We start from the raw sequence: 19,594 nt of genomic DNA on the forward strand, positions 1-19,594 counted from the left end.
TCCGGCGTGTCAGCATCACGGCACCCCGTACCCACCCGGAAAGAACGTACGTGAGCAGCGACAACACGAGCCCGCCATGATCGGACGAGCCCTAGCGGGCGCGCAGCACCACGATCGCCAGGTCGTCGGCGCTGGGCTCGGAGGCGAACTCGGCCGCGCCCCTGCGGATGCGCTCGGCCACCGCCCTGGCCGACAGGCCCGCGCACTCGGCCAGCATCTTGGCCAGCCCGCCGTCGTCGTCGAGCAGCCGCCCGCCGGAGCGGCGCTCGGTCACCCCGTCGGTGACGGCGAGCAGCACGTCGCCGGGGTCGAGCCTGACGGTGTCGGCCTCGAACGTCACCTCATGGAAGACCCCGAGCAGCGACTGCGGGGTGGTGACCGCCTCGACCTTGCCGCTCGGCTTGAGCCGCAGCGCCTCGGGGTGGCCCGCCGAGACCAGCCGCACCTCCAGACCCCCTTCGGGCATCGGCGTGATGTCGCCGTGCAGCAGGGTGAGGAACCTCGCCCGCTCGCCCTCCTCCAGGATCGCCTGGTTGAGCCGGCCGAGCACGGCGGCCACGCCGTAACCCTCCCTGGCCAGCAGCCGCAGCGTGTGGCGGGCCAGGCCGGTGACGGCGGCGGCCTCAGGGCCCGTGCCGCACACGTCGCCGATCGCGAAGCGCCAGGAGTCGTCGCCGGCCTTGAACAGGTCGTAGAAGTCGCCGCCGACCTCGTTGGCCTCGCCGGCGGGCTCGTAGATGACGCCGTAGTCGAGGCCGGGCACCTCGGGCTCGTTGGGCGGCAGGAGGCTGCGCTGCAGCGCCCGGTTGGCGGCGGCCTGCTGGGCGTAGAGCCTGGCGTTGTCCATGGCCAGCGCCGCGCGCCTGCCGATGTCGTCGGCGAACTGGATGACCTCGTCAGGGAAGCGGTCGGAGCGGCCCAGGCACATCATGCCGAGCGTGCGGCCGCGGGCGATCAGCGGCACCGCGAGCACCTGCCACTCGGCGAGGTGAATGGTGGAGGTGACCTGGGTGTCGGCCGCGGCGGCGACGTCCATCTCGCCGAGCTGTTCGCGCAGGCCGTCGATGCGCGCCTCGTCGGCGTGCCAGAGGTAGACCAGCCGCGGCGGCGCGCTGTGGTCGGAGGTGTAGACGGCGCACCAGCTCGCCAGGCGCGGCACCACGACCTGGGCGATGATGGCCGGCACCATGTCGGGGTCGAGCGTGCCCGCGAGCAGGTCGCTCGCGTCGGCGAGGAAGCCCAGCCAGTGGGGGCCTCTGTTGCTCTCCTCCGTCCATTCGGCGGCCATGGTGTCCGGGGAGCCGGGTAGCGTGAGTCTGGCCCAGTGGACACGGGAGTCGCCCGAGAAGGTGACTCCCCACTCCTCGACGTGCACGGAAGGAGCCTTCAGATCACCTTGGGAGAGGTTTCGCTGCCGCAGCTCGACCTGGACTGCGTCCCCGAAATGCTTCCAGATCACCTCGAACGGCTCATCGGCGGCCTGCGCGGTGAGATCTCCGGCGACCTGCTCGGCGGTATGGAGCATGCCGCCGGTGGCCCACGCGGTCATCACCTCGCGCGTGAACCTCATCGCAGCCGTCGCAGCGGACTCGCCCGGCGCGAACGTCGCAGCGAGCACCGCATGGGGAGAAGCAGTCATCCTCACGTGCCTACCACACTTCCCGCTGACTTGGGGTAAATCCAAGGACAGGACTACGAGCTACTCATCGTGACAGACTTGAATCACTCGCTGGAGCCAGCCGCGAGTGAAGGAGGCCCCATGACCACGGCCAAAGTTGCGCCAAGTCCAAAGGAGAGGACGTACACGGAGTCGGATCTCGTACCCATCCTGGAGACTCTCTACTCTTGGCGTGACGGCGACTTCCGGCGTCGGGTTCCTCATGCTCCTCCCGGCATACTCAGCGAAGTGCGGATGGTGCTCAACGACATCGCCGACCGTCGCGAGCACCTGGCCAAAGAGCTGACGCGCGTACGTAAAGAAGTGGTCAAGGAAGGTCGCTTCAGCGAGCGTCTGACGCCCGGGCCCGGCGTCGGCGCGTGGGCGGAGAGCGTCGAGTCCGTCAACCAGCTCATCGACGCCCTGGTCAGCCCGGTGAGCGGCGCGGCCGACGTCATCGACGCGGTCGCCAAGGGCGATCTGTCGCGGCGCATCGACCTCGACAGGTCGGCGCGCGGCGAGGTGCGCAGGCTCGGCAAGGCCATCAACGGCATGGTCGACCAGCTCGCGCTGTTCAACTCCGAGGTCCTGCGGGTCGCCCGCGAGGCGGGCACCGAGGGCCGGCTGGGCGGCAGCGCCAACCTGCGCGGCATGTCAGGGAGCTGGCGCGACCTGACAGAGGCGGTCAACACGATGTCCTCGCGCGTGGCGGCGCAGGTGCGCGACATCGCCGTGGTGACCACCGCCGTGGCGAAGGGCGACCTGAGCCGCAAGGTGACGGTCGACGCCGTGGGCGAGATGTTCGAGCTGAAGAACACCGTCAACACGATGGTGGACCAGCTCTCCGGCTTCGCCGACGAGGTCACCCGCGTCGCCCGCGAGGTCGGCACCGAAGGCCAGCTCGGCGGCCAGGCGCGGGTGACCGGCGTGTCCGGCGTCTGGAAGGACCTCACCGACAACGTCAACTCCATGGCCAACAACCTCACCTCGCAGGTGCGCAGCATCGCGACGGTGGCGACGGCCGTGGCCAAGGGCGACCTGTCGAAGAAGATCACCGTCGATGCGCAGGGCGAGATCCTGCAGCTGAAGGACACCCTCAACACGATGGTGGACCAGCTGTCGTCCTTCGCCGACGAGGTCACCCGCGTCGCCCGCGAGGTCGGCACCGAGGGCAAGCTGGGCGGCCGTGCCGAGGTCAAGGGCGTGTCGGGCGTCTGGAAGGACCTCACCGACAACGTCAACTCCATGGCGGCCAACCTGACGTACCAGGTGCGCAACATCGCGCAGGTCACCACCGCGGTCGCCAACGGCGACCTCACCCGCAAGATCGACGTGGACGCCCAGGGCGAGATCCTCGAGCTGAAGTCCACGATGAACACGATGGTCGAGCAGCTGTCGTCGTTCGCCTCCGAGGTGACCCGCGTCGCCCGTGAGGTGGGCACCGAAGGCCAGCTCGGCGGCCAGGCGCAGGTAAGAGGCGTGTCGGGCGTCTGGAAGGACCTCACCGACAACGTCAACTCCATGGCCAACAACCTCACCTCGCAGGTGCGGCAGATCGCGGCCGTGTCCTCCGCGGTGGCGCAGGGCAACCTGTCGAAGAAGATCACCGTTGACGCGCAGGGCGAGATGCTCCAGCTGAAGGACACCCTCAACACGATGGTGGACCAGCTGTCGTCCTTCGCCGACGAGGTCACCCGCGTCGCCCGCGAGGTCGGCACCGAAGGCCAGCTCGGCGGCCAGGCGCGGGTGAAGGGCGTGTCGGGCGTCTGGAAGGACCTCACCGACAACGTCAACTCGATGGCCAACAACCTGACGTACCAGGTGCGCAACATCGCCGAGGTGACCACCGCGGTCGCCAACGGCGACCTCACCCGCAAGATCGACGTGGACGCCCAGGGCGAGATCCTCGCGCTCAAGACCACCGTCAACCGGATGGTGGACCAGCTCTCGTCGTTCGCCTCCGAGGTCACCCGCGTCGCCCGCGAGGTCGGCACCGAAGGCCAGCTCGGCGGCCAGGCCCGCGTCGAAGGCGTCGAGGGCACGTGGAAGCGGCTCACCGAGAGCGTCAACGAGCTGGCGAGCAGCCTCACCACGCAGATCCGCGCCATCGCCACCGTGACCAGCGCCGTCGCCCGCGGCGACCTCACCCGCTCCATCTCCATTGAGGCGCAGGGCGAGCTGGCCGAGCTGAAGGACAACATCAACTCCATGGTGGCCAGCCTGCGCGAGACCACGCAGGCCAACCAGGAGCAGGACTGGCTCAAGTCCAACCTGGCCCGCATCTCCCGGCTCATGCAGGGCCACCGCGACCTGCTCGAAGTCGCCAAGCTCACGATGAGCGAGCTGACCCCGCTGGTCTCGGCCCGCTACGGCGCCTTCTACAGCATCGACCCCGACGCCGACAACGAGCTGATCCTCATCGGCGGCTACGGCGTACGCCCCGACCGGGGTCCGCGCCGGCGCTTCGCCATCGGCGAGGGCATCGTCGGCCAGGCCGCCGCCGAGGGCCGGCACATCGTGCTCGACGACGTGCCGCCCGAGTTCATCACCATCGACAGCGGGCTCAGCCGCTCCACGCCCGCCCAGATCGTGGTGCTGCCCATCCTGTTCGAGAACCGCGTGCTCGGCGTGCTGGAGCTGGCCTCGTTCACGCCGTTCGGCGAGGTGCATCTCGACTTCCTGACGCAGCTCGTCGAGACCATCGGTGTCACGATGAACACCATCATCGCCAACTCCCGCACCGAGGACCTGCTGAAGGAGTCGCAGCGGCTCACCCGCGAGCTGCAGGAGCGCTCCGACGAGCTGCAGCGCCAGCAGGAGGAGCTGCGCAGGTCCAACGCCGAGCTGGAGGACAAGGCGGCGCTGCTCGCCAAGCAGAACCGTGCCATCGAGATCCAGAACTTCCAGATCGAGCAGGCCCGCCGCACGCTGGAGGAGCGCGCCGAGCAGCTCGCGGTGTCCTCGCGCTACAAGTCCGAGTTCCTCGCGAACATGTCGCACGAGCTGCGCACGCCGCTCAACAGCCTGCTGGTGCTGGCCAAGCTGCTCACCGAGAACGCCGAGGGCAACCTCACATCGCAGCAGGTGGAGTTCGCGCGGACCATCCACAGCGCGGGCTCGGCGCTGCTGCAGCTCATCAACGACATGCTCGACCTGTCGAAGGTCGAGGCCGGCCGGATGGACATCCACCCCATCCAGGTGTCGCTGCCGAAGATGGTCGAGCTGCTCGAGGCCGCCTTCGCGCCGGTGGCCCAGGACAAGGGCCTGGCCTTCAGCGTGGAGATCGAGCCCGACGTGCCGCAGGAACTGCGCGCCGACGAGCAGCGGCTCCAGCAGGTGCTGCGCAACCTGCTGTCCAACGCGGTCAAGTTCACCCCGCGCGGCGAGGTCAAGCTGCGCGTCTCCACCGCGCCGCCCGGCGTGCAGTACGACGACGACTCGCTGCACGACGCCGAGGACCTGCTGGCGTTCCAGGTGATCGACACCGGCATCGGCATCGCGCCCGACAAGCGCGACGTCATCTTCGAGGCGTTCCGCCAGGCCGACGGCACCACCAGCCGCAAGTACGGCGGCACCGGCCTCGGCCTCGCCATCTGCCGCGACATCGCGCGGCTGCTCGGCGGCGAGATCCACGTGGACAGCGAGCTGGGCAAGGGCAGCACGTTCACCCTCTACCTGCCCGCCTCCTACACCGGCCCGCTGGCCGCCACCGACGGAAGCTCCGCCTCGCGGCGCCAGCTCATGACGCCGCCGCCGGAGGAGGTGACCGGCACCGCCACCGCCGCGACGACCACCGCCGCCACCACCGTGCCCGAGCCGCCGCTGCCGCTCGACCTGCCCATGCCCGAGCTGGTCGAGCCGCCCGTCGAAACGCCCAGCAAGTGGCAGGGCGACGACCCGCTCAACGGCGCGAAGATCCTCATCGTCGACGACGACATCCGTAACGTCTTCGCGCTGACCAGCGTGCTCGAACGCCACGGCTCCACCGTGGTCTACGCTGAGAACGGGCGGGAAGGCATCGAACAGCTCGAACGGAACGAGGACGTCGCGCTCGTGCTGATGGACATCATGATGCCGGAGATGGACGGCTGGGCCACGACCTCGGCCATCCGCCGCATGCCGCAGTTCGCCGACCTGCCGATCATCGCGCTGACCGCCAAGGTCATGCGCGGCGACAGGGAGAAGTCCATCGCGTCGGGTGCGTCCGACTACGTTCCCAAGCCCGTCGATGTCGACCGCCTGCTCGAGCGCCTGCGCGGCTGGCTCAGCCGGGGAAGCGGCGGCTCGGCCGACACGTCCGCACCGCCATCCGAAGGGTCGTGATCGATGCCGGAGCGTGCCAAGATCCTCCTCGTCGATGACCGCGAGGAGAACCTGATCGCCCTTGAGGCCATCCTCAGCTCGCTCGACCTGGTGCCGGTACGCGCCAGATCGGGCGAGGAGGCGCTGAAAGCGCTGCTCAACACCGAGTTCGCGCTGATCCTGCTGGACGTTCGCATGCCCGGCATGGATGGCTTCGAGACGGCCGCCCACATCAAGCGGCGCGAGCGTACCCGCAACATCCCGATCATCTTCCTGACCGTGGTCGACAGCGCGCCCGACTACGCCTTCCGCGGCTACGCGGCGGGCGCCGTCGACTACCTCACCAAGCCCTTCGACCCGTGGGTGCTGCGGGCGAAGGTGTCGGTGTTCACCGAGCTGTACAACATGAACAAGCGGCTCGCCGAGCAGGCCAGCATGCTGCGCGACCGGCTCAGCGGCGAGCTGCCGCCCGGCGCGGGCGACCAGGCGTCGGTGCTGCCCGAGCTGTCGCGGCGGCTGACGGCCGTCGAGGACGAGCTGGCCAGGGTGCGCGAGCTGGCCCGCAAGTCTCAGGACCCGGCGCTGGCGGTGCCGCTCGCCGATCTCGCCGACCGCGTCGCCCGGCTGCGCGCGGGCTTCGACGCCCTCTCCTGACCTCCACCGCTCGCCACGGCCCTGGCCGGAAAGGGTCAGTGGCGGGCGCGTTCCAAAGCGTCCCAGAAGCCGCGCCGCAGGGCGTGGCGTACCTCGTCGTGCAGCAGGAAGTCGATCGGCAGCGACGAGCCCTGGAGCAGGCGGGCCTCCAGGTCGGAGGGCATGCGGGGCTTGCGTGCCAGCACGGCCTCCAGCCAGAGTGCGGGCGCGTCGCGGGCGACGGACTCGCCGAAGTCGTGGCCCTCCCGGTGCGCGGACTTGACGGCGTCGGCCAGCGTGGTGGCACCGGCCGTGGCGGCGGGGGGCGGGTTGATCGGGGCGGGCTGCGGCCCGGTGTAGGGGCCGAGCTGCGCGGGCTGGTAGGTGCTGTTCGACTGGGCGGGCTGCTGTTGCTGGTAGGAGCCGCTCGACTGCGCCGGCTGCTGTTGCTGGTAGGAGGTGCTCGGCTGGGCCGGGAACTGGCCGGTGCTGCCGTTGCCGCTCTGCGACGACTGCGGCTGCGCCTGGACCGGCGCGGTGGCGGTCGGGTTGGCGGGCGCGGGCGGCGGCGTCTGCGCCGGCTGCTCGGGCTGATAGTTCGCGTACGCCGGCAGCACGGGCTGCGACTGCTGCTGGCCCGACGACGGCCCGTTGGAGGCCGCGTGGCTGCCGGTGGACGAGGAGCCCGACTGCGATCCCGCGGCGTGGCTGCCGGTGGGCTGCGGCGTCTGCTGAGGCTGCTGGGCCTGCTGAGGCTGCTGCTGGCCCTGCTGAAGCTGCTGGCCCTGCTGGGACTGCTGGGGCTGCGGGGCCTGCGGCATGGGCGGCAGCGAGGACGACGCCGGCAGCGACGGCTGCTGCGCCGGCTGAGCGGGCTGGGGCTGAGCCTGGGCCTGAGCCGGTTGGGCGGGCGGCAGCGAGTGGGCGGCCTGCCCGTTGCTGAGCGGCTGGTGGCCGTTGGACGCCTCGGTGGCACCGGAGACGAGCGTGACGTACGGCCGCAGATGGACCGCTCCCAGCTCCACGAGGTCGTCGCACTCCTGGCGCAGCGAGCGCGAGACGGCCCAGCCGCCCTCGGCGGCGATGTGGATGACGGTGACCCTGATGCCGAGGTCCTGGGCGTCGCACACGACCTGCGCCAGGTCCTCATCGCCGCTCACCACGACCGCGTCGCAGATGGCGTTGTTGCGGGCGAGCGTCATCAGGTCGCGATGGACCTGAGCGTCCACGCCCTCGCGACGGCCCGGCCTGATGCGCGACAGCCGCAGCTTGAGCCCGGGGATGTCGGCCAGCGCGTCGTGCTCTGGAGTGCGGCGGCCTTCGACCGTCGCCTCGTACCAGTAGCAGCGCAGCAGCGGCAGGCCGGTGCGCTCACGCGACAGACTGGTCATCAGCTGGAGCAGCCCTGGGTAATCCCAGGCGACCGCTTCACGATGACGCGTGCCGTGCACGGCCATCGCGCCATCAGCCAGCAGATAGCCAGCGTCCACGAACAGCGCGCAGCGATCCACTGACACCGCCCCTTTCCTGGTGGTCCGACCTTGCTGGCTCTGCACCGTCAGAGACCGGACTCGGCGGCCCTCTCTCAGGGTAATGAAAGCAGGTGATCGCGCGAGGCTTAATCACCACGATTCGAATAGCACTCGCCGTCTCACCAGAGCAATCAGCCGAACCGTACCAGTTTGTCCCGTTCACGGTCACTGCCTCGCCCATACGCTCACCGCGGCCACTCCGAACAGCACCACGTCCTTGTCCGTGACGATCGTCAGCCCGGGATCGGCGCCCAGCTCGGCGGTGACCGTGTCGACGTCCACCCCGAACGTCAGCTCCGGCACGCCGCGCGATGAGCCGTCGAAGACGTTCGAGCGGTCACGGTCGCCGCCCACCGGGGTAAGCGCGCCCGTGCCCAGCGAGACCTTGTCGCCCCGCAGGTCCACGTCGCCCTCCCAGGTGACCAGCTCCGCCCTGGCCGGCGCGGCGGCGGGCGTGAGTCCGCCGAGCGGGAAGCGTACGCGCCGTGACGCGCCGCCGATCACGGTGGCGGTGTCGAGCACCATGGCCTGGCCGTACGGCTCGTCCGGGTCGCTGACGATCATCACCAGGCTCCAACCCGCGTGGCGGGCGGGGCCCTCCTCCATGGGGGCGTCGCCCGCCCAGTAGGTGCCGCTCTTGCCGACCAGGTGGGTGACGTCGGCGAACGCCTGGTAGACCGGGCCGAGCGGCAGCTCGCGCACCGCCACGTCGGCGGGCTTGACCGTCACGTAGCGCCGCCGCCCCGGGGGCCGCAGCTTGATCGGGCCTGCCTCGTCGCCGGTCGCCGACCAGTACAGGCCCGCCCACACCACCTTGCCGCCCTTCGGCAGCGTCAGCTTCGCGCCGCTTGATGACTTGGTCTCGGAACGGTCGTCGAGATCGAGCGCCATCATCGGCCACAGGTCGTTGTCGCGCTGGGCGCCCGCCCGCCTGCGTGCCTCGGCGCAGCTCGCGACCTCGCGCGGGCAGGTCAGCAGGGTGTTGCCGATCGCGCGTACCGTCACAGGGCCGTCGGTGGCGAACCTGGCGGGCGCGCCGGACGCGCGTACGCCGTGCTTGGCCTTGGCCCGCACACGCAGCGACCCGGCCGCGACCCGGACCGAGGGGCCACCGCCCTCGGGCGCGCTCTCGGCCACCAGGACCCGCAGGAACACCGCCGTCCCCTGCCCCGCCGCCAGCGGCCTCCTCGTGCACGTGGCCCCGCCGGAGGACGGCCGGCAGGTCCACCCGTCCATCGTGCTCTTCGGACCGGAGGACCCGTCGGACTTTGCCCCGGCCGCCTCATCGGACCTCCGCCCGGCCGCCCGCTCGACCGCCTCAGCAACCGCCGCCCCGCCCCCGCCACGAGCCGTGACAGCGGCCCCCTGAGCAGACGGAACTCCCGACGCCCGCGGACCGGAGGAGCCCGTGAAGGGGTGAGCCGCCGGGACCGCGAAGCCGGGGCGGGCCGCCGGGGCGGGGATGAGGGTCACGCCGGAGGGCAGGCGTACGTCGGCGGACAGGCTCGCGCTCGCGGAACCGCCGTAGTTGCGCAGGCGCAGCGCGATCAGGCCGGTCTCGGCCCGGACGAGCGCGCCCAGCGGCTCGATCGTGACCCGCAGCCGGGCGGGGCCGGGCTTGGCCGTCTTGACGGGCGGCGGCACCCTGGCCGGCGCCTCGCTCGGGCTCGGCGCCCGTACCGGCACGGGGGTCTCGGCATCGGATGGCGCATCGACCGGCACCGGCACCGGATCGGGCGTGACCGGCGACTGCGCGACCGGCGTGGCCGCCGGATGCGCGGCCTGCAGCGGACGTTCGTCGGAGACCAGCAGCAGCCCGGCCGCCGTGGCCACCAGCACGGCCGTGCCGCCCGCCATCATGGCCTGCTGCTGCCTGGGCGTCCGCCGCAGCCGCCGCAGCATGCCGAGCAGACCGCCCGCGCCGCCGGTCGCCGTGGCCTTGGCCAGCGCCGCCGCGTAGCCGCCGAACATCGGCCCGGCGATCAGCGGGCCCACCATGACGCGCAGCCCGCGGTTGACGTCGGTCAGCTCGAGCAGCACCCCATTGCATTCCTCGCACGACTTGACGTGCTCGTCCACCGCCTTGGACTCGCGCCTGGCCAAACCGCCGCGTACGTACGCCCCCATCTTGCTCAGCACAGGACGGCACTCGCGCTGCGGCGGCGCGCCCAGGTGCAGCTGCAGGTACGCCTGCCGCAGCCCTTCCCTGGCCCGGTACGCCAGCGCCGCCACACCGTTGGCCGACAGGCCCAGCAGCGGCGCCACATCCGCCGGCTTGAGCCGCTCGACCTCCGTGTGCCACAGCACGGCCCGCCACCGTTCGGGCAGCGACAGGTACGCCCTGGCGATCAGCGACTTCTCCAGCCCCGCCAGCGCGGGATCGATGAACGGCACCCCGGGGTCGTACTGCTCGACCTCGCCCGAGCTCACCTGGCGGCTCTCCACGCGGGAGCGGTCGTGGACCGTGCGGCGCACGACGGTCAGCAGGTAGGTGCGGAAGGCCGTGTCGGGCCCGCCGCCCCTGCCCACCAGGTCGAGGATCTTCGTGAACGCCTCCGCCACCACGTCCTCGGCCTCGGCACTCCTGACGAGCTGCCGGGCCATGGCACGCGCCGCCACCACGTGGCGCTCGTAGAGCTGCCCGTAAGCAGCGGCATTGCCCTCTCTGACCGCCTGAAGGAGCTCTGCGTCGCTCTGTGCCGATACGGTACCCATAGTGACCTCACGATTACGCGGGGTTGCCCGCGCAATCATTCCGCACTCCCCCTGTTGACTAAACCGCGCACGGCCCTTTACTCCGCGCGACCGCAGCCTTGCTATCGGCGAGCCGCGGACCGGCGGCCACGGGAGAGCGGCGCGGGCAGGGCGGCGAGCACGAGCACCGGCGCACGCCGTGGCGAGGGCATGCGCCGGCGAGCACGAACACCGGCGCACGCCGTGGCGAGGACGTGCGCCGACGAGCAAGGCAGCGTGGCGGCCGCGCGTGCCTCGGCGCGAACAAGCGAGCCGCGCCCCCGCAGCGCACGCCAGCCGCCACGAACCGACACGAGCTGACACAAGCCGCCCCACCGCACGCCCACCGCGCACACCAGCCAACGTGAGCGGAAGGCGCAGGTGAGGCGTGGCTGTGCGGCACCGGTAAGTGCGAGGGCCATTGCCCGAGCAAGGCGAGAAGCGCGAGCAGCGGGCCACCGCGAAGCGCAGTGGCGCGCAGCACGGGCGGCACGTAACGCGGGCGGCGCACCTCAGCGAGTGCGGGCGGCGGGCACCCGCGAGGGCGGGCGATCCGCGCCTGCGGCGTGAGGGCGTCACCGACCGGGGGCGAGCAGACGGAAGCAGGGGGCGGTGCGCCTGCGGCGTACCGGCGGAGGGCCGTTTTGATCAGGAGCCTAAGCTTGGACGCATGACGGATCGCGACACCCTCCTGGCCGAGATCACGAAGAAGGCCATCGTGCACGGCAAGGTCATCCTGTCCTCGGGCAAGGAGGCCGACTTCTACCTCGACCTGCGGCGCATCACGCTCGACGGCGTGGCGGCGCCGATCGTCGGCCGCGTGATGCTCGACCTGACCGCCGACCTCGACTACGACGCCGTCGGCGGGCTCACGATGGGGGCCGATCCTGTGGCGGTCGCGATGCTGCACGCGGCGGCGGCGCGGGGCCGTACGCTCGACGCGTTCGTGGTGCGCAAGGCGCAGAAGGCGCACGGCCTGCAGAAGCGCATCGAGGGGCCCGAGGTCAAGGGACGGCGGGTGCTGGTCGTCGAGGACACCTCGACCACCGGCTCGTCCCCGCTGACGGCCGTGGAAGCGCTGCGTGAGGCGGGCGCCGAGGTGGTGGCGGTCGCGACGATCGTCGACCGTGGCGCCACCGAGCGGATCGCGGCCGAGGGGCTCGAATACCGCTCGGCGTACACGCTGGCCGATCTCGGACTTTGAGCACACCACTTCGGGCCAGGGCCGATCTCAGACTCTAAGCACACCGCTCCCGGCCGGGGCCGATCTCGGTCTCTGATCACACCGCTGCCGAGGCCGACCTGGGCCCGATCTCGGGCCCTGAGCGCACAACGGCCGAGACCGCCAGACGCGGCCGACGCAGCGGTTCGGGTCAGTCGGGGGCGGTGGCGGTGAAGGCTTCGCGTTTGCCCGGGGCGCCCTGGGGGCGGAGTTCGCCGTTCTCCGTGACGCGGACCGTGGCGGCGTCGCTCAGCACCACGTCCAGCTCCGGCTCGAAGTAGCTGACCTCCTCGCCCCGCGCCATGTCCCGGTACAGAAGCACGTCCCCACCCGGTACGCGGACTGTGACGAGGGGGCAGGTCTCGGCGATGCATTCGATGCGTACGGTGGGCACCCGCGCACTGGCAGAGGGGGTCTCAGCGCCCGTCTCCGTGTCCGCCTGCGTGTCCGCCTGCGTGTCCGCCTCCGTGCCCCCGTCGGGCGCCGGGGAGGAGCGTTCGCGTGCGGTCTCACCGGCCGCGTCGCCGAGCATGCCGAGCAGGGCGCGGCCGCCGACGAAGAGGAGTGCCACGACGGCCAGCGCGGTCACGACGAGGAGCGCTAATCGGGCGAGGCCCATCGGTTCAGACCTGTGGCGTCCCACAGGGGGCAGCGTACCTGGAGACGATCCGCCCCGCCCGGCTCACGAGCGGTCAGTATTGGCCGTCGAAGCTCGAGGGCACGCGGTGGTGCTTGCCGCTGGGCTCGGGGAGCCGCTTGCCGGCGCGGCGGTGCTTGATGGCCTCGACGATGATCGGGATCAGCGAGATGAACACGATCAGGAAGACGCCCGGCAGGATGTACTTGTCGATCTGCTTGGGATCGACCTGGGCGCCGAGGAAGTTGCCGAGCAGGATGAGGCCCTCGACCCAGATGACGCCGCCGACGACGTTCCAGATGAAGAATCGCTTGCTGCTCATCTGCAGCACGCCGGCGACGGGATTCATGAACGTGCGGACGATCGGCACGAACCTCGCCAGAATCACCGCCCTGGCGGGACCGAACTTCTCGAAGAACTCCTCGGCCCTGACGACGTGTTCGCGCTTGAACAGCCGGGAATCGGGTTTGTCGAACATCTTGCGGCCGAAACGCATGCCGAGGAAATGTCCGAGCTGAGCGCCCGCGATGGCGCACAGCGGTGTGCCGATCACCAGGACGGGGAAGGAGAGCGGTTCGATGCCCATGCCCTGCGCGACCGAGGCCGAGCTGAAAATCCCCGCGGCCACCAGGAGCGAGTCGCCGGGCAGGAAGAACCCTAGGAGCAGACCCGTTTCGGCGAAGATGATGGCGAGAACGCCGATGGTGGCGAAAGCGCCCAGAATGGTCAGCCACCATGTCGGGTCAAGGAGATTCAAGAGCCAGTCCACGGCGGAGAGCCTACCTGTAGCCGGGATGCGGCAGATGACCTTCAAGGATGCTGTCCCCGTCATCTGCCGTCAAAGACGTGTTGTCTCCACTACAGACCATGAAGCGCGCGTTGTCTCTACCACAGCGGGTAGTGAGCCGGGATACTGGGCCCTGGCGCGAAGCCGCAACTTCTCAGGGAGATGAATCATGCCTATTGCGACTCCAGAGGTCTACGCTGAGATGCTCGACCGGGCCAAGGCCGGCGGATTCGCCTACCCGGCGATCAACGTCACCTCCTCCCAGACGCTGAACGCCGCCCTGCGTGGCTTCGCCGAGGCCGAGAGTGACGGCATCATCCAGGTCTCCACGGGCGGCGCCGAGTACCTCTCGGGCAGCACGGTCAAGGACATGGTCACGGGCGCGACGGCGCTCGCGGAGTACGCCCGGGTGGTGGCCGCGAAGTACCCGGTCACGGTGGCGCTGCACACCGACCACTGCCCGAAGGACAAGCTCGACGGCTACATGCGGCCGCTGCTCGACATCTCGATCGAGCGGGTCAACAAGGGTCTCGACCCGCTGTTCCAGTCGCACATGTGGGACGGCTCGGCCGTACCGCTCGAGGAGAACCTGGAGATCGCCAAGGAGCTCCTGGACAAGTGCGCCAAGGCGCGCGTGATCATGGAGATGGAGATCGGCGTCGTCGGCGGTGAGGAGGACGGCATCGTCGGCGAGATCAACGAGAAGCTCTACACCACTCCCGAGGACGCGCTGGCCACCGCCGAGGCCGTCGGCCTGGGCGAGAAGGGCCGCTACATGCTGGCGGCCACGTTCGGCAACGTGCACGGCGTCTACAAGCCGGGCCACGTCAAGCTGCGGCCGAGCGTGCTGAAGGAGATCCAGGAGGCGGTGGGCGCCAAGTACGGCAAGGAGAAGCCGTTCGACCTGGTCTTCCACGGCGGCTCCGGCTCGCTGCTGGAGGAGATCCACGAGGCCATCTCGTACGGCGTGGTGAAGATGAACGTCGACACCGACACCCAGTACGCCTTCACCCGCCCGATCGCCGACCACATGTTCCGCAACTACGACGGCGTGCTGAAGGTGGACGGCGAGGTCGGCAACAAGAAGACCTACGACCCCCGCTCGTACGGCAAGGCCGCCGAGGCCGGCATGGCCGCCCGCGTGGTCGAGGCGTGCCAGCACCTCAAGAGCGCTGGGACGAAGATCTCCTAGTCATGTGGGCGGCCCTGCGGGTATGACTTGTCCTATGGAAAACCTTCTCGCCGGGCCGCCCCCGACCAAGCTGCCGGACCTGCCCGAGGCCAGGCAGGCACTGGAATCCGGTGCCAAGGCGGCCGACGTGGCCGCGCGTTTCCCCGCCTACCCGGCTGCGTGGGCCGCGCTGGCGGAGGAATACTTCGCCCAGGGCCACGCCGTGACCTCCTACGCCTTCGCCCGTACGGGCTACCATCGCGGGCTCGACCAGTTGCGCCGTAACGGCTGGAAGGGACACGGCCCGATCCCCTGGGAGCATGAGCCCAACCGCGGCTTCCTGCGCTGCCTGTACGCGCTGCACCGCGCCGCTCAGGCGATCGGCGAGAAGGACGAGGCCGAACGCTGCCTGCAGTTCCTCAAGGACAGCACGGAGAGCGGATACGACGCGCTGACCAAGGGCTGACCCTTGGGACGAATAGGCACGTTCGGGTAGTCTCTCTACGCAAGAGCCCCTGTCGCGCTTGCGCCAGGGGTTTTCGTTTTGTGCTCGGGAGACTGAACCATGCCGGCTGCCGTACTCGTGGGTGCCCAATGGGGCGATGAGGGCAAGGGCAAGGCCACCGACCTGCTCGGTGGCGACGTCGACTATGTCGTCCGCTATCAGGGGGGCAACAACGCGGGTCACACCGTGGTCATCGGTGATCAGAAGTACGCGCTGCACCTGCTCCCCACGGGGATTCTGTCACCGGACGTCGTACCGGTGATCGGCAACGGCGTGGTGATAGACCCGGGTGTGCTGCTCGGCGAGATCGACGGGCTGGCCGAGCGGGGCATCTCCGCCGAGCGGCTGCTGATCTCGGCGAACGCGCACCTGATCATGCCGCACCACAAGGCCCTGGACAAGGTGACCGAGCGCTACCTGGGCAAGGCCAGGATCGGCACCACCGGGCGCGGCATCGGGCCCGCGTACGGCGACAAGATCGCCCGGATGGGCGTGCGCGTCCAGGACCTGCTCGACCCGGGCATCCTGGCGAAGAAGATCGAGGTCGCGCTGACCGAGAAGAACCAGGTGCTGACCAAGGTCTACAACCGCCGCGGCATCGACCCGGCGGCGGTGCTGGACGAGTACCTCGCCTACGCCGAGCGGCTCAAGCCGCACATCGCCGACACCTCGCTGGTGCTGTCGAAGGCGCTGGACGAGGACAAGTTCGTGCTGCTGGAGGGCGGTCAGGGCACGCTGCTGGACATCGACCACGGCACGTACCCGTTCGTCACCTCCTCCTCGCCCACCTCGGGTGGTGCGTGCGCGGGTGCGGGCATCCCGCCGAACCGGCTGACGAAGATCATCGGCATTCTGAAGGCGTACACCACGCGCGTCGGCTCCGGCCCGTTCCCGACGGAGCTGGAGGACGAGATGGGCGAGTGGCTGCGCACGACCGGCGGCGAGTACGGCGTGACCACCGGCCGCAACCGCCGCTGCGGCTGGTTCGACGCGGTGATCGCCCGGTACGCGACCCGGATCAACGGCATCACCGACTACTTCCTGACCAAGCTGGACGTGCTGTCGGGGCTTGAGCGGATCCCGGTGTGCGTGGCGTACGACGTGGACGGCGTGCGGCACGAGGAGATCCCGATGACGCAGACCGACTTCCACCACGCGGTGCCGGTCTACGAGGAGCTGCCCGGCTGGCAGGAGGACATCTCCAGCGCCAAGTCGTTCGAGGACCTGCCGCCGAACGCGCAGGCGTACGTGCGCGCCATCGAGGAGATGAGCGGCGCGCCGATCTCGGCCATCGGCGTGGGCCCCGGCCGCGACCAGACGATCGTGGTGCGCCCGCTGGTCTGAGCCGCTACCCCGTGAGGACGGCCGCCGTCATGGGGGTGTGCAGGGTCCACCCGAGCGTGGAGTAGAGCGCGCGCCCCTGGGCGGTGGCCACCAGGACGCCGTTGGTGGCGCCCATCGAGGTGGCCGCGGTCGCGATCGTCTTCATCACGACGGTGCCGAGGCCGCGGCGGCGGTGGTTCGCGGCGGTCTCCACCTGGTCGATGACGGCGGTCTCGCCCGCGATGGCGAACTGGCCGCGCGCCGCGACCTCGCCCGCCGCGGTCAGCACCCTGGCGACGGTGACGCCGGCGCGGGTGGTGACGGCCAGCGTGTAGCCGTCGGGCGCGGGCACGGGGTCGCGGACCAGGCGGGCGGTCATCATGAACTCCGGGTCCTGTACGGCCCAGGGCTCGGGCAGCAGCGGGGCCACGGCCTCGGGCGGGGCGCAGAGCTTGAGCCAGGTGCCCGGGGTGCGGATGGTGGCCGTCAGGCGGCGGAGGATCTCGGGCGTCGGCGCCGAGACGATGTGGCGGGCCACGTGGCCGGGCAGCCCGACGTCCACGCGCAGGCCCCACGGTTCGCGTACGGGCCGGGGGGCTTTGCGGGAGATGACCCAGCCGTCAACCCACGCCCGTACTGTCGGGAAATGGGCTGACTTGAGAACCTCCGTCATGACGAACAGCCTATTGTCTGGCCTGATTCACCCGACCGGGCGTATCAGGATGAAAAGGACACGGCGTGGCTCTGCCTTCAAGAGCCTCCGGCCAGGTAGGGTCCCGGGTGTGCGCGTTGAGATACATGGTCACCGGGGGGCTCGCGGCCTCTGGCCGGAGAACACCCTGCCCGGGATGAGCCGCACGATGGAGCTGGGCGTCCACGCGCTGGAGCTCGATGTCGCGCTCACCGCCGACCGCCGCCTCGTGCTCACGCACGACCTGACGGTGTCGGCCGTCACCAGCGCCGACCGGCGTCCGGCCTATCCCGGCGATCCCCTCTACCCCTACGTCGGCAAGCCCATCAACTCCCTGACGCTGGCACAGCTGCGCACGCTCGACGTGGGCGTACGCGTGCCGCGTCACCCCAACGACCCGTTCGCCATGACTCAGGTCCCCATGCCCGAGACCCGCATGCCGACGCTCGGCGCGGTGCTGGGGCTGATCAACGCCTACGAGGCCGATGGCGTACGGGTGCACGTCGAGCTGAAGTCGGACCCGACGCGGCCGCACCTGACGTCGGACCCGCACATGTTCACCGAGCTCGTGCTCGAAGAGCTCGAACGGCACCGCAGGCTCGACAACGCGGCCATACTCAGCTTCGACTGGCGGATCATCAGCCACGCCGAGAAGCTCGCGCCCGGCACGCGGCGCTTCGCGCTGATCGAGCTCGACACCCTGCACTGGAACGAGGGCGTCGGCGACGATGTGCCTGCGGCGGCGCGCGATGCGGGCGCCACCACGCTCTCGCCCGAGCACATCATGGTCGACGAGACGCTGATGGCGCAGTCGCGGGCCGCCGGGCTCGACGTCGCGGTGTGGACCGTCAACGACACCGCCCTGGCGGCGCGGATGCTGGATCTGGGCGCGGCCGGGATCGTCACCGACTACCCCGACCGGATGCGGGAGCTGTGGCGGGAGCGGGGGCTCGAGCTTCCCGAACCGGTCGGCCCGCTCAAGCCGGTCGGCGTGTGAGCCGCACCGGGGCGTGGCTCAGGCTTCAGAGCCAGCCGTTACGACGGAAGCCCCGGTGCAGCAGCACGCAGACCGTCACCATGACGCCCAGCACCGCCGGATAACCCCACACCTGGTTGGTCTCGGGCATGAAGTCGAAGTTCATGCCGTAGATGCCGGCGATCATCGTGGGCACGGCCAGGATGGCCACCCACGACGAGATCTTGCGCATGTCCTCGTTGGCGAGCGCGTTGGAGCGCGCCAGCGCGGCCTGCAGTATCGAGTTGCACAGCTCGTTCGACGACTCCACCTGCTCGCACACCCGGGACAGGTGGTCGCCGACGTCGCGGAAGTACTCGCGCATCTCCGACGGGATGACGCGGCGCTGGGGCAGCGCCTGCAGCGGCGCCTGGAGCGGCGTGACCGCCCGCTTCATCTCCAGCATCTCGCGCTTGAGCTGGTAGATGCGGTTGATGTCGCGGGAGCTGACGTCGGCGAACACGGTCGCCTCGACCTCCTCCAGCTCCAGCTGCATCAGGTCGGCCACCTGGAGGTACTGGTCCACCACGTGGTCGGCGATCGCGTGCAGCACACCGGAGGGGCCGCGGCTGAGCAGCTCCGGCTTGTCCTCAAGGCGCTCGCGCACCCCGCCGAGCGGACAGTGGCGGCCGTGGCGCACCGTCACCACGAAGTCCGCGCCGAGGAACATCATGATCTCGCCGGTGGCGATGATCTCGCTGCCGTCGCCCGGCTGCTCGTGGTCGAGGTAGGCGACGGTCTTGAGCACCATGAACAGCGAGTCGCCGTACCGCTCGACCTTGGGGCGCTGGTGGGCCTTGACCGCGTCCTCGACGGCCAGCGGGTGCAGGCCGAACACGCCGGCCAGCCACTCCACCTCGGGAGCGGCGGGCTCGTGCAGGCCGACCCAGACGAAGGCGTTCGCGCCGTCGGAGGTCGCGTTGTGCTCGCGTACGAGCTCCAGCGCCTCGACGATGCCGGGCGCGGGCATCTTCTTGCCCTGGACGTAGGCGCCGAACTCGACGACGGAGTCGCCCGGCGGCACGCGTACCGGTGCCGGGGGCTTCACGTGCTGATGCTTGGCACGCGTAGGTACGGACGAGTGTCGGTTGATGCGACGGAAAAGGGTGGACGAGCGCATGGCAGTCCCTTTCCGCCCGACCAGGCACGCTCCACGCGCGACGAAGTCACCTCAATCAAACACACATGCGTGGAGGCACGATCAGGCTGCCGAATTGGAGTGGTCGGGGGTATGCACGGTGTACGTGTGCGAGCACGTACTGCTGGGATCACCAGGATTCATCCCGGACCACCTCCAATCACACGAGACGCCGTAGAGCCGCCCTAACCTACCACAGGCGGGAAGAACCCATCTGACGATACTCGCCCCCAGGCCCCCGCCGATGT

14 protein-coding genes are annotated in these 19,594 nt (G+C 70.1%); 7 read left to right on the forward strand and 7 right to left on the reverse strand.

What is annotated here, in order from left to right:
- Positions 1-91 precede the first annotated feature (91 nt).
- Positions 92-1,570 carry a SpoIIE family protein phosphatase gene (locus WBK31_RS34810; protein WP_364061932.1) on the reverse strand — a complete coding sequence of 493 codons (1,479 nt, stop codon included), beginning with the start codon at positions 1,568-1,570 and terminating at the stop codon, positions 92-94.
- Between the two features lie 189 nt (positions 1,571-1,759).
- On the opposite strand from WBK31_RS34810, the gene WBK31_RS34815 reads away from it, so the two are divergent.
- Positions 1,760-5,980 (forward strand): HAMP domain-containing protein, encoded by a 4,221-nt coding sequence (locus tag WBK31_RS34815; protein ID WP_364061929.1) that lies wholly within the window; start codon positions 1,760-1,762, stop codon positions 5,978-5,980.
- A gap of 3 nt (positions 5,981-5,983) precedes the next feature.
- Positions 5,984-6,613: a response regulator gene (locus tag WBK31_RS34820; protein ID WP_364061926.1), complete on the forward strand. Its 630-nt coding sequence runs from the start codon at positions 5,984-5,986 to the stop codon at positions 6,611-6,613.
- Between the two features lie 35 nt (positions 6,614-6,648).
- Here the strand turns inward: WBK31_RS34820 and WBK31_RS34825 are convergent, their stop codons facing one another.
- Entirely contained in the window at positions 6,649-8,109 is a 1,461-nt protein-coding gene (locus tag WBK31_RS34825; protein WP_406673791.1) for an NYN domain-containing protein, read from the reverse strand.
- Between the two features lie 180 nt (positions 8,110-8,289).
- Positions 8,290-10,839, reverse strand: a complete 2,550-nt coding sequence (locus WBK31_RS34830; RefSeq protein ID WP_406673792.1) for a sigma-70 family RNA polymerase sigma factor — start codon at positions 10,837-10,839, stop codon at positions 8,290-8,292.
- Positions 10,840-11,527: 688 nt separating this feature from the next.
- Here WBK31_RS34830 and pyrE point away from each other — a divergent pair.
- Positions 11,528-12,061, forward strand: coding sequence for an orotate phosphoribosyltransferase (gene pyrE / locus WBK31_RS34835; RefSeq protein ID WP_406673793.1), 534 nt, complete (start codon positions 11,528-11,530; stop codon positions 12,059-12,061).
- Positions 12,062-12,230: 169 nt separating this feature from the next.
- Here pyrE and WBK31_RS34840 read toward each other — a convergent pair whose 3' ends face one another.
- Both WBK31_RS34840 and WBK31_RS34845 read right to left on the reverse strand, forming a co-directional pair.
- Positions 12,231-12,698: a hypothetical protein gene (locus tag WBK31_RS34840; protein ID WP_406673794.1), complete on the reverse strand. Its 468-nt coding sequence runs from the start codon at positions 12,696-12,698 to the stop codon at positions 12,231-12,233.
- A gap of 73 nt (positions 12,699-12,771) precedes the next feature.
- Positions 12,772-13,485 (reverse strand): DedA family protein, encoded by a 714-nt coding sequence (locus WBK31_RS34845; RefSeq protein ID WP_364061911.1) that lies wholly within the window; start codon positions 13,483-13,485, stop codon positions 12,772-12,774.
- A gap of 187 nt (positions 13,486-13,672) precedes the next feature.
- Between WBK31_RS34845 and fbaA the strand changes: the two genes are divergently transcribed.
- The 3 genes from fbaA to WBK31_RS34860 all read left to right on the forward strand — a co-directional run bounded on the left by fbaA (position 13,673) and on the right by WBK31_RS34860 (position 16,523).
- A complete protein-coding gene (fbaA, locus tag WBK31_RS34850; protein ID WP_364061908.1) occupies positions 13,673-14,695 on the forward strand; it encodes a class II fructose-bisphosphate aldolase in 1,023 nt (340 codons plus the stop codon).
- A 34-nt stretch (positions 14,696-14,729) separates the two neighbouring features.
- Positions 14,730-15,140: a DUF3151 domain-containing protein gene (locus tag WBK31_RS34855; RefSeq protein ID WP_364061905.1), complete on the forward strand. Its 411-nt coding sequence runs from the start codon at positions 14,730-14,732 to the stop codon at positions 15,138-15,140.
- 99 nt (positions 15,141-15,239) lie between these two features.
- Positions 15,240-16,523, forward strand: a complete 1,284-nt coding sequence (locus WBK31_RS34860) for an adenylosuccinate synthase (RefSeq protein ID WP_364061902.1) — start codon at positions 15,240-15,242, stop codon at positions 16,521-16,523.
- 4 nt (positions 16,524-16,527) lie between these two features.
- On the opposite strand, the gene WBK31_RS34865 is transcribed toward WBK31_RS34860, so the two are convergent.
- Entirely contained in the window at positions 16,528-17,175 is a 648-nt protein-coding gene (locus tag WBK31_RS34865) for a GNAT family N-acetyltransferase (protein ID WP_364061899.1), read from the reverse strand.
- 49 nt (positions 17,176-17,224) lie between these two features.
- On the opposite strand from WBK31_RS34865, the gene WBK31_RS34870 reads away from it, so the two are divergent.
- Positions 17,225-18,190 carry a glycerophosphodiester phosphodiesterase family protein gene (locus tag WBK31_RS34870; RefSeq protein WP_406673795.1) on the forward strand — a complete coding sequence of 322 codons (966 nt, stop codon included), beginning with the start codon at positions 17,225-17,227 and terminating at the stop codon, positions 18,188-18,190.
- Between the two features lie 25 nt (positions 18,191-18,215).
- Here WBK31_RS34870 and corA read toward each other — a convergent pair whose 3' ends face one another.
- Positions 18,216-19,256, reverse strand: coding sequence for a magnesium/cobalt transporter CorA (gene corA / locus WBK31_RS34875; protein WP_364061893.1), 1,041 nt, complete (start codon positions 19,254-19,256; stop codon positions 18,216-18,218).
- Between the last annotated feature and the right edge of the window lie 338 nt (positions 19,257-19,594).

Source organism: Nonomuraea sp. N2-4H (assembly GCF_045291505.1).
Taxonomy (GTDB): Bacteria; Actinomycetota; Actinomycetes; order Streptosporangiales; family Streptosporangiaceae; genus Nonomuraea; species Nonomuraea fastidiosa.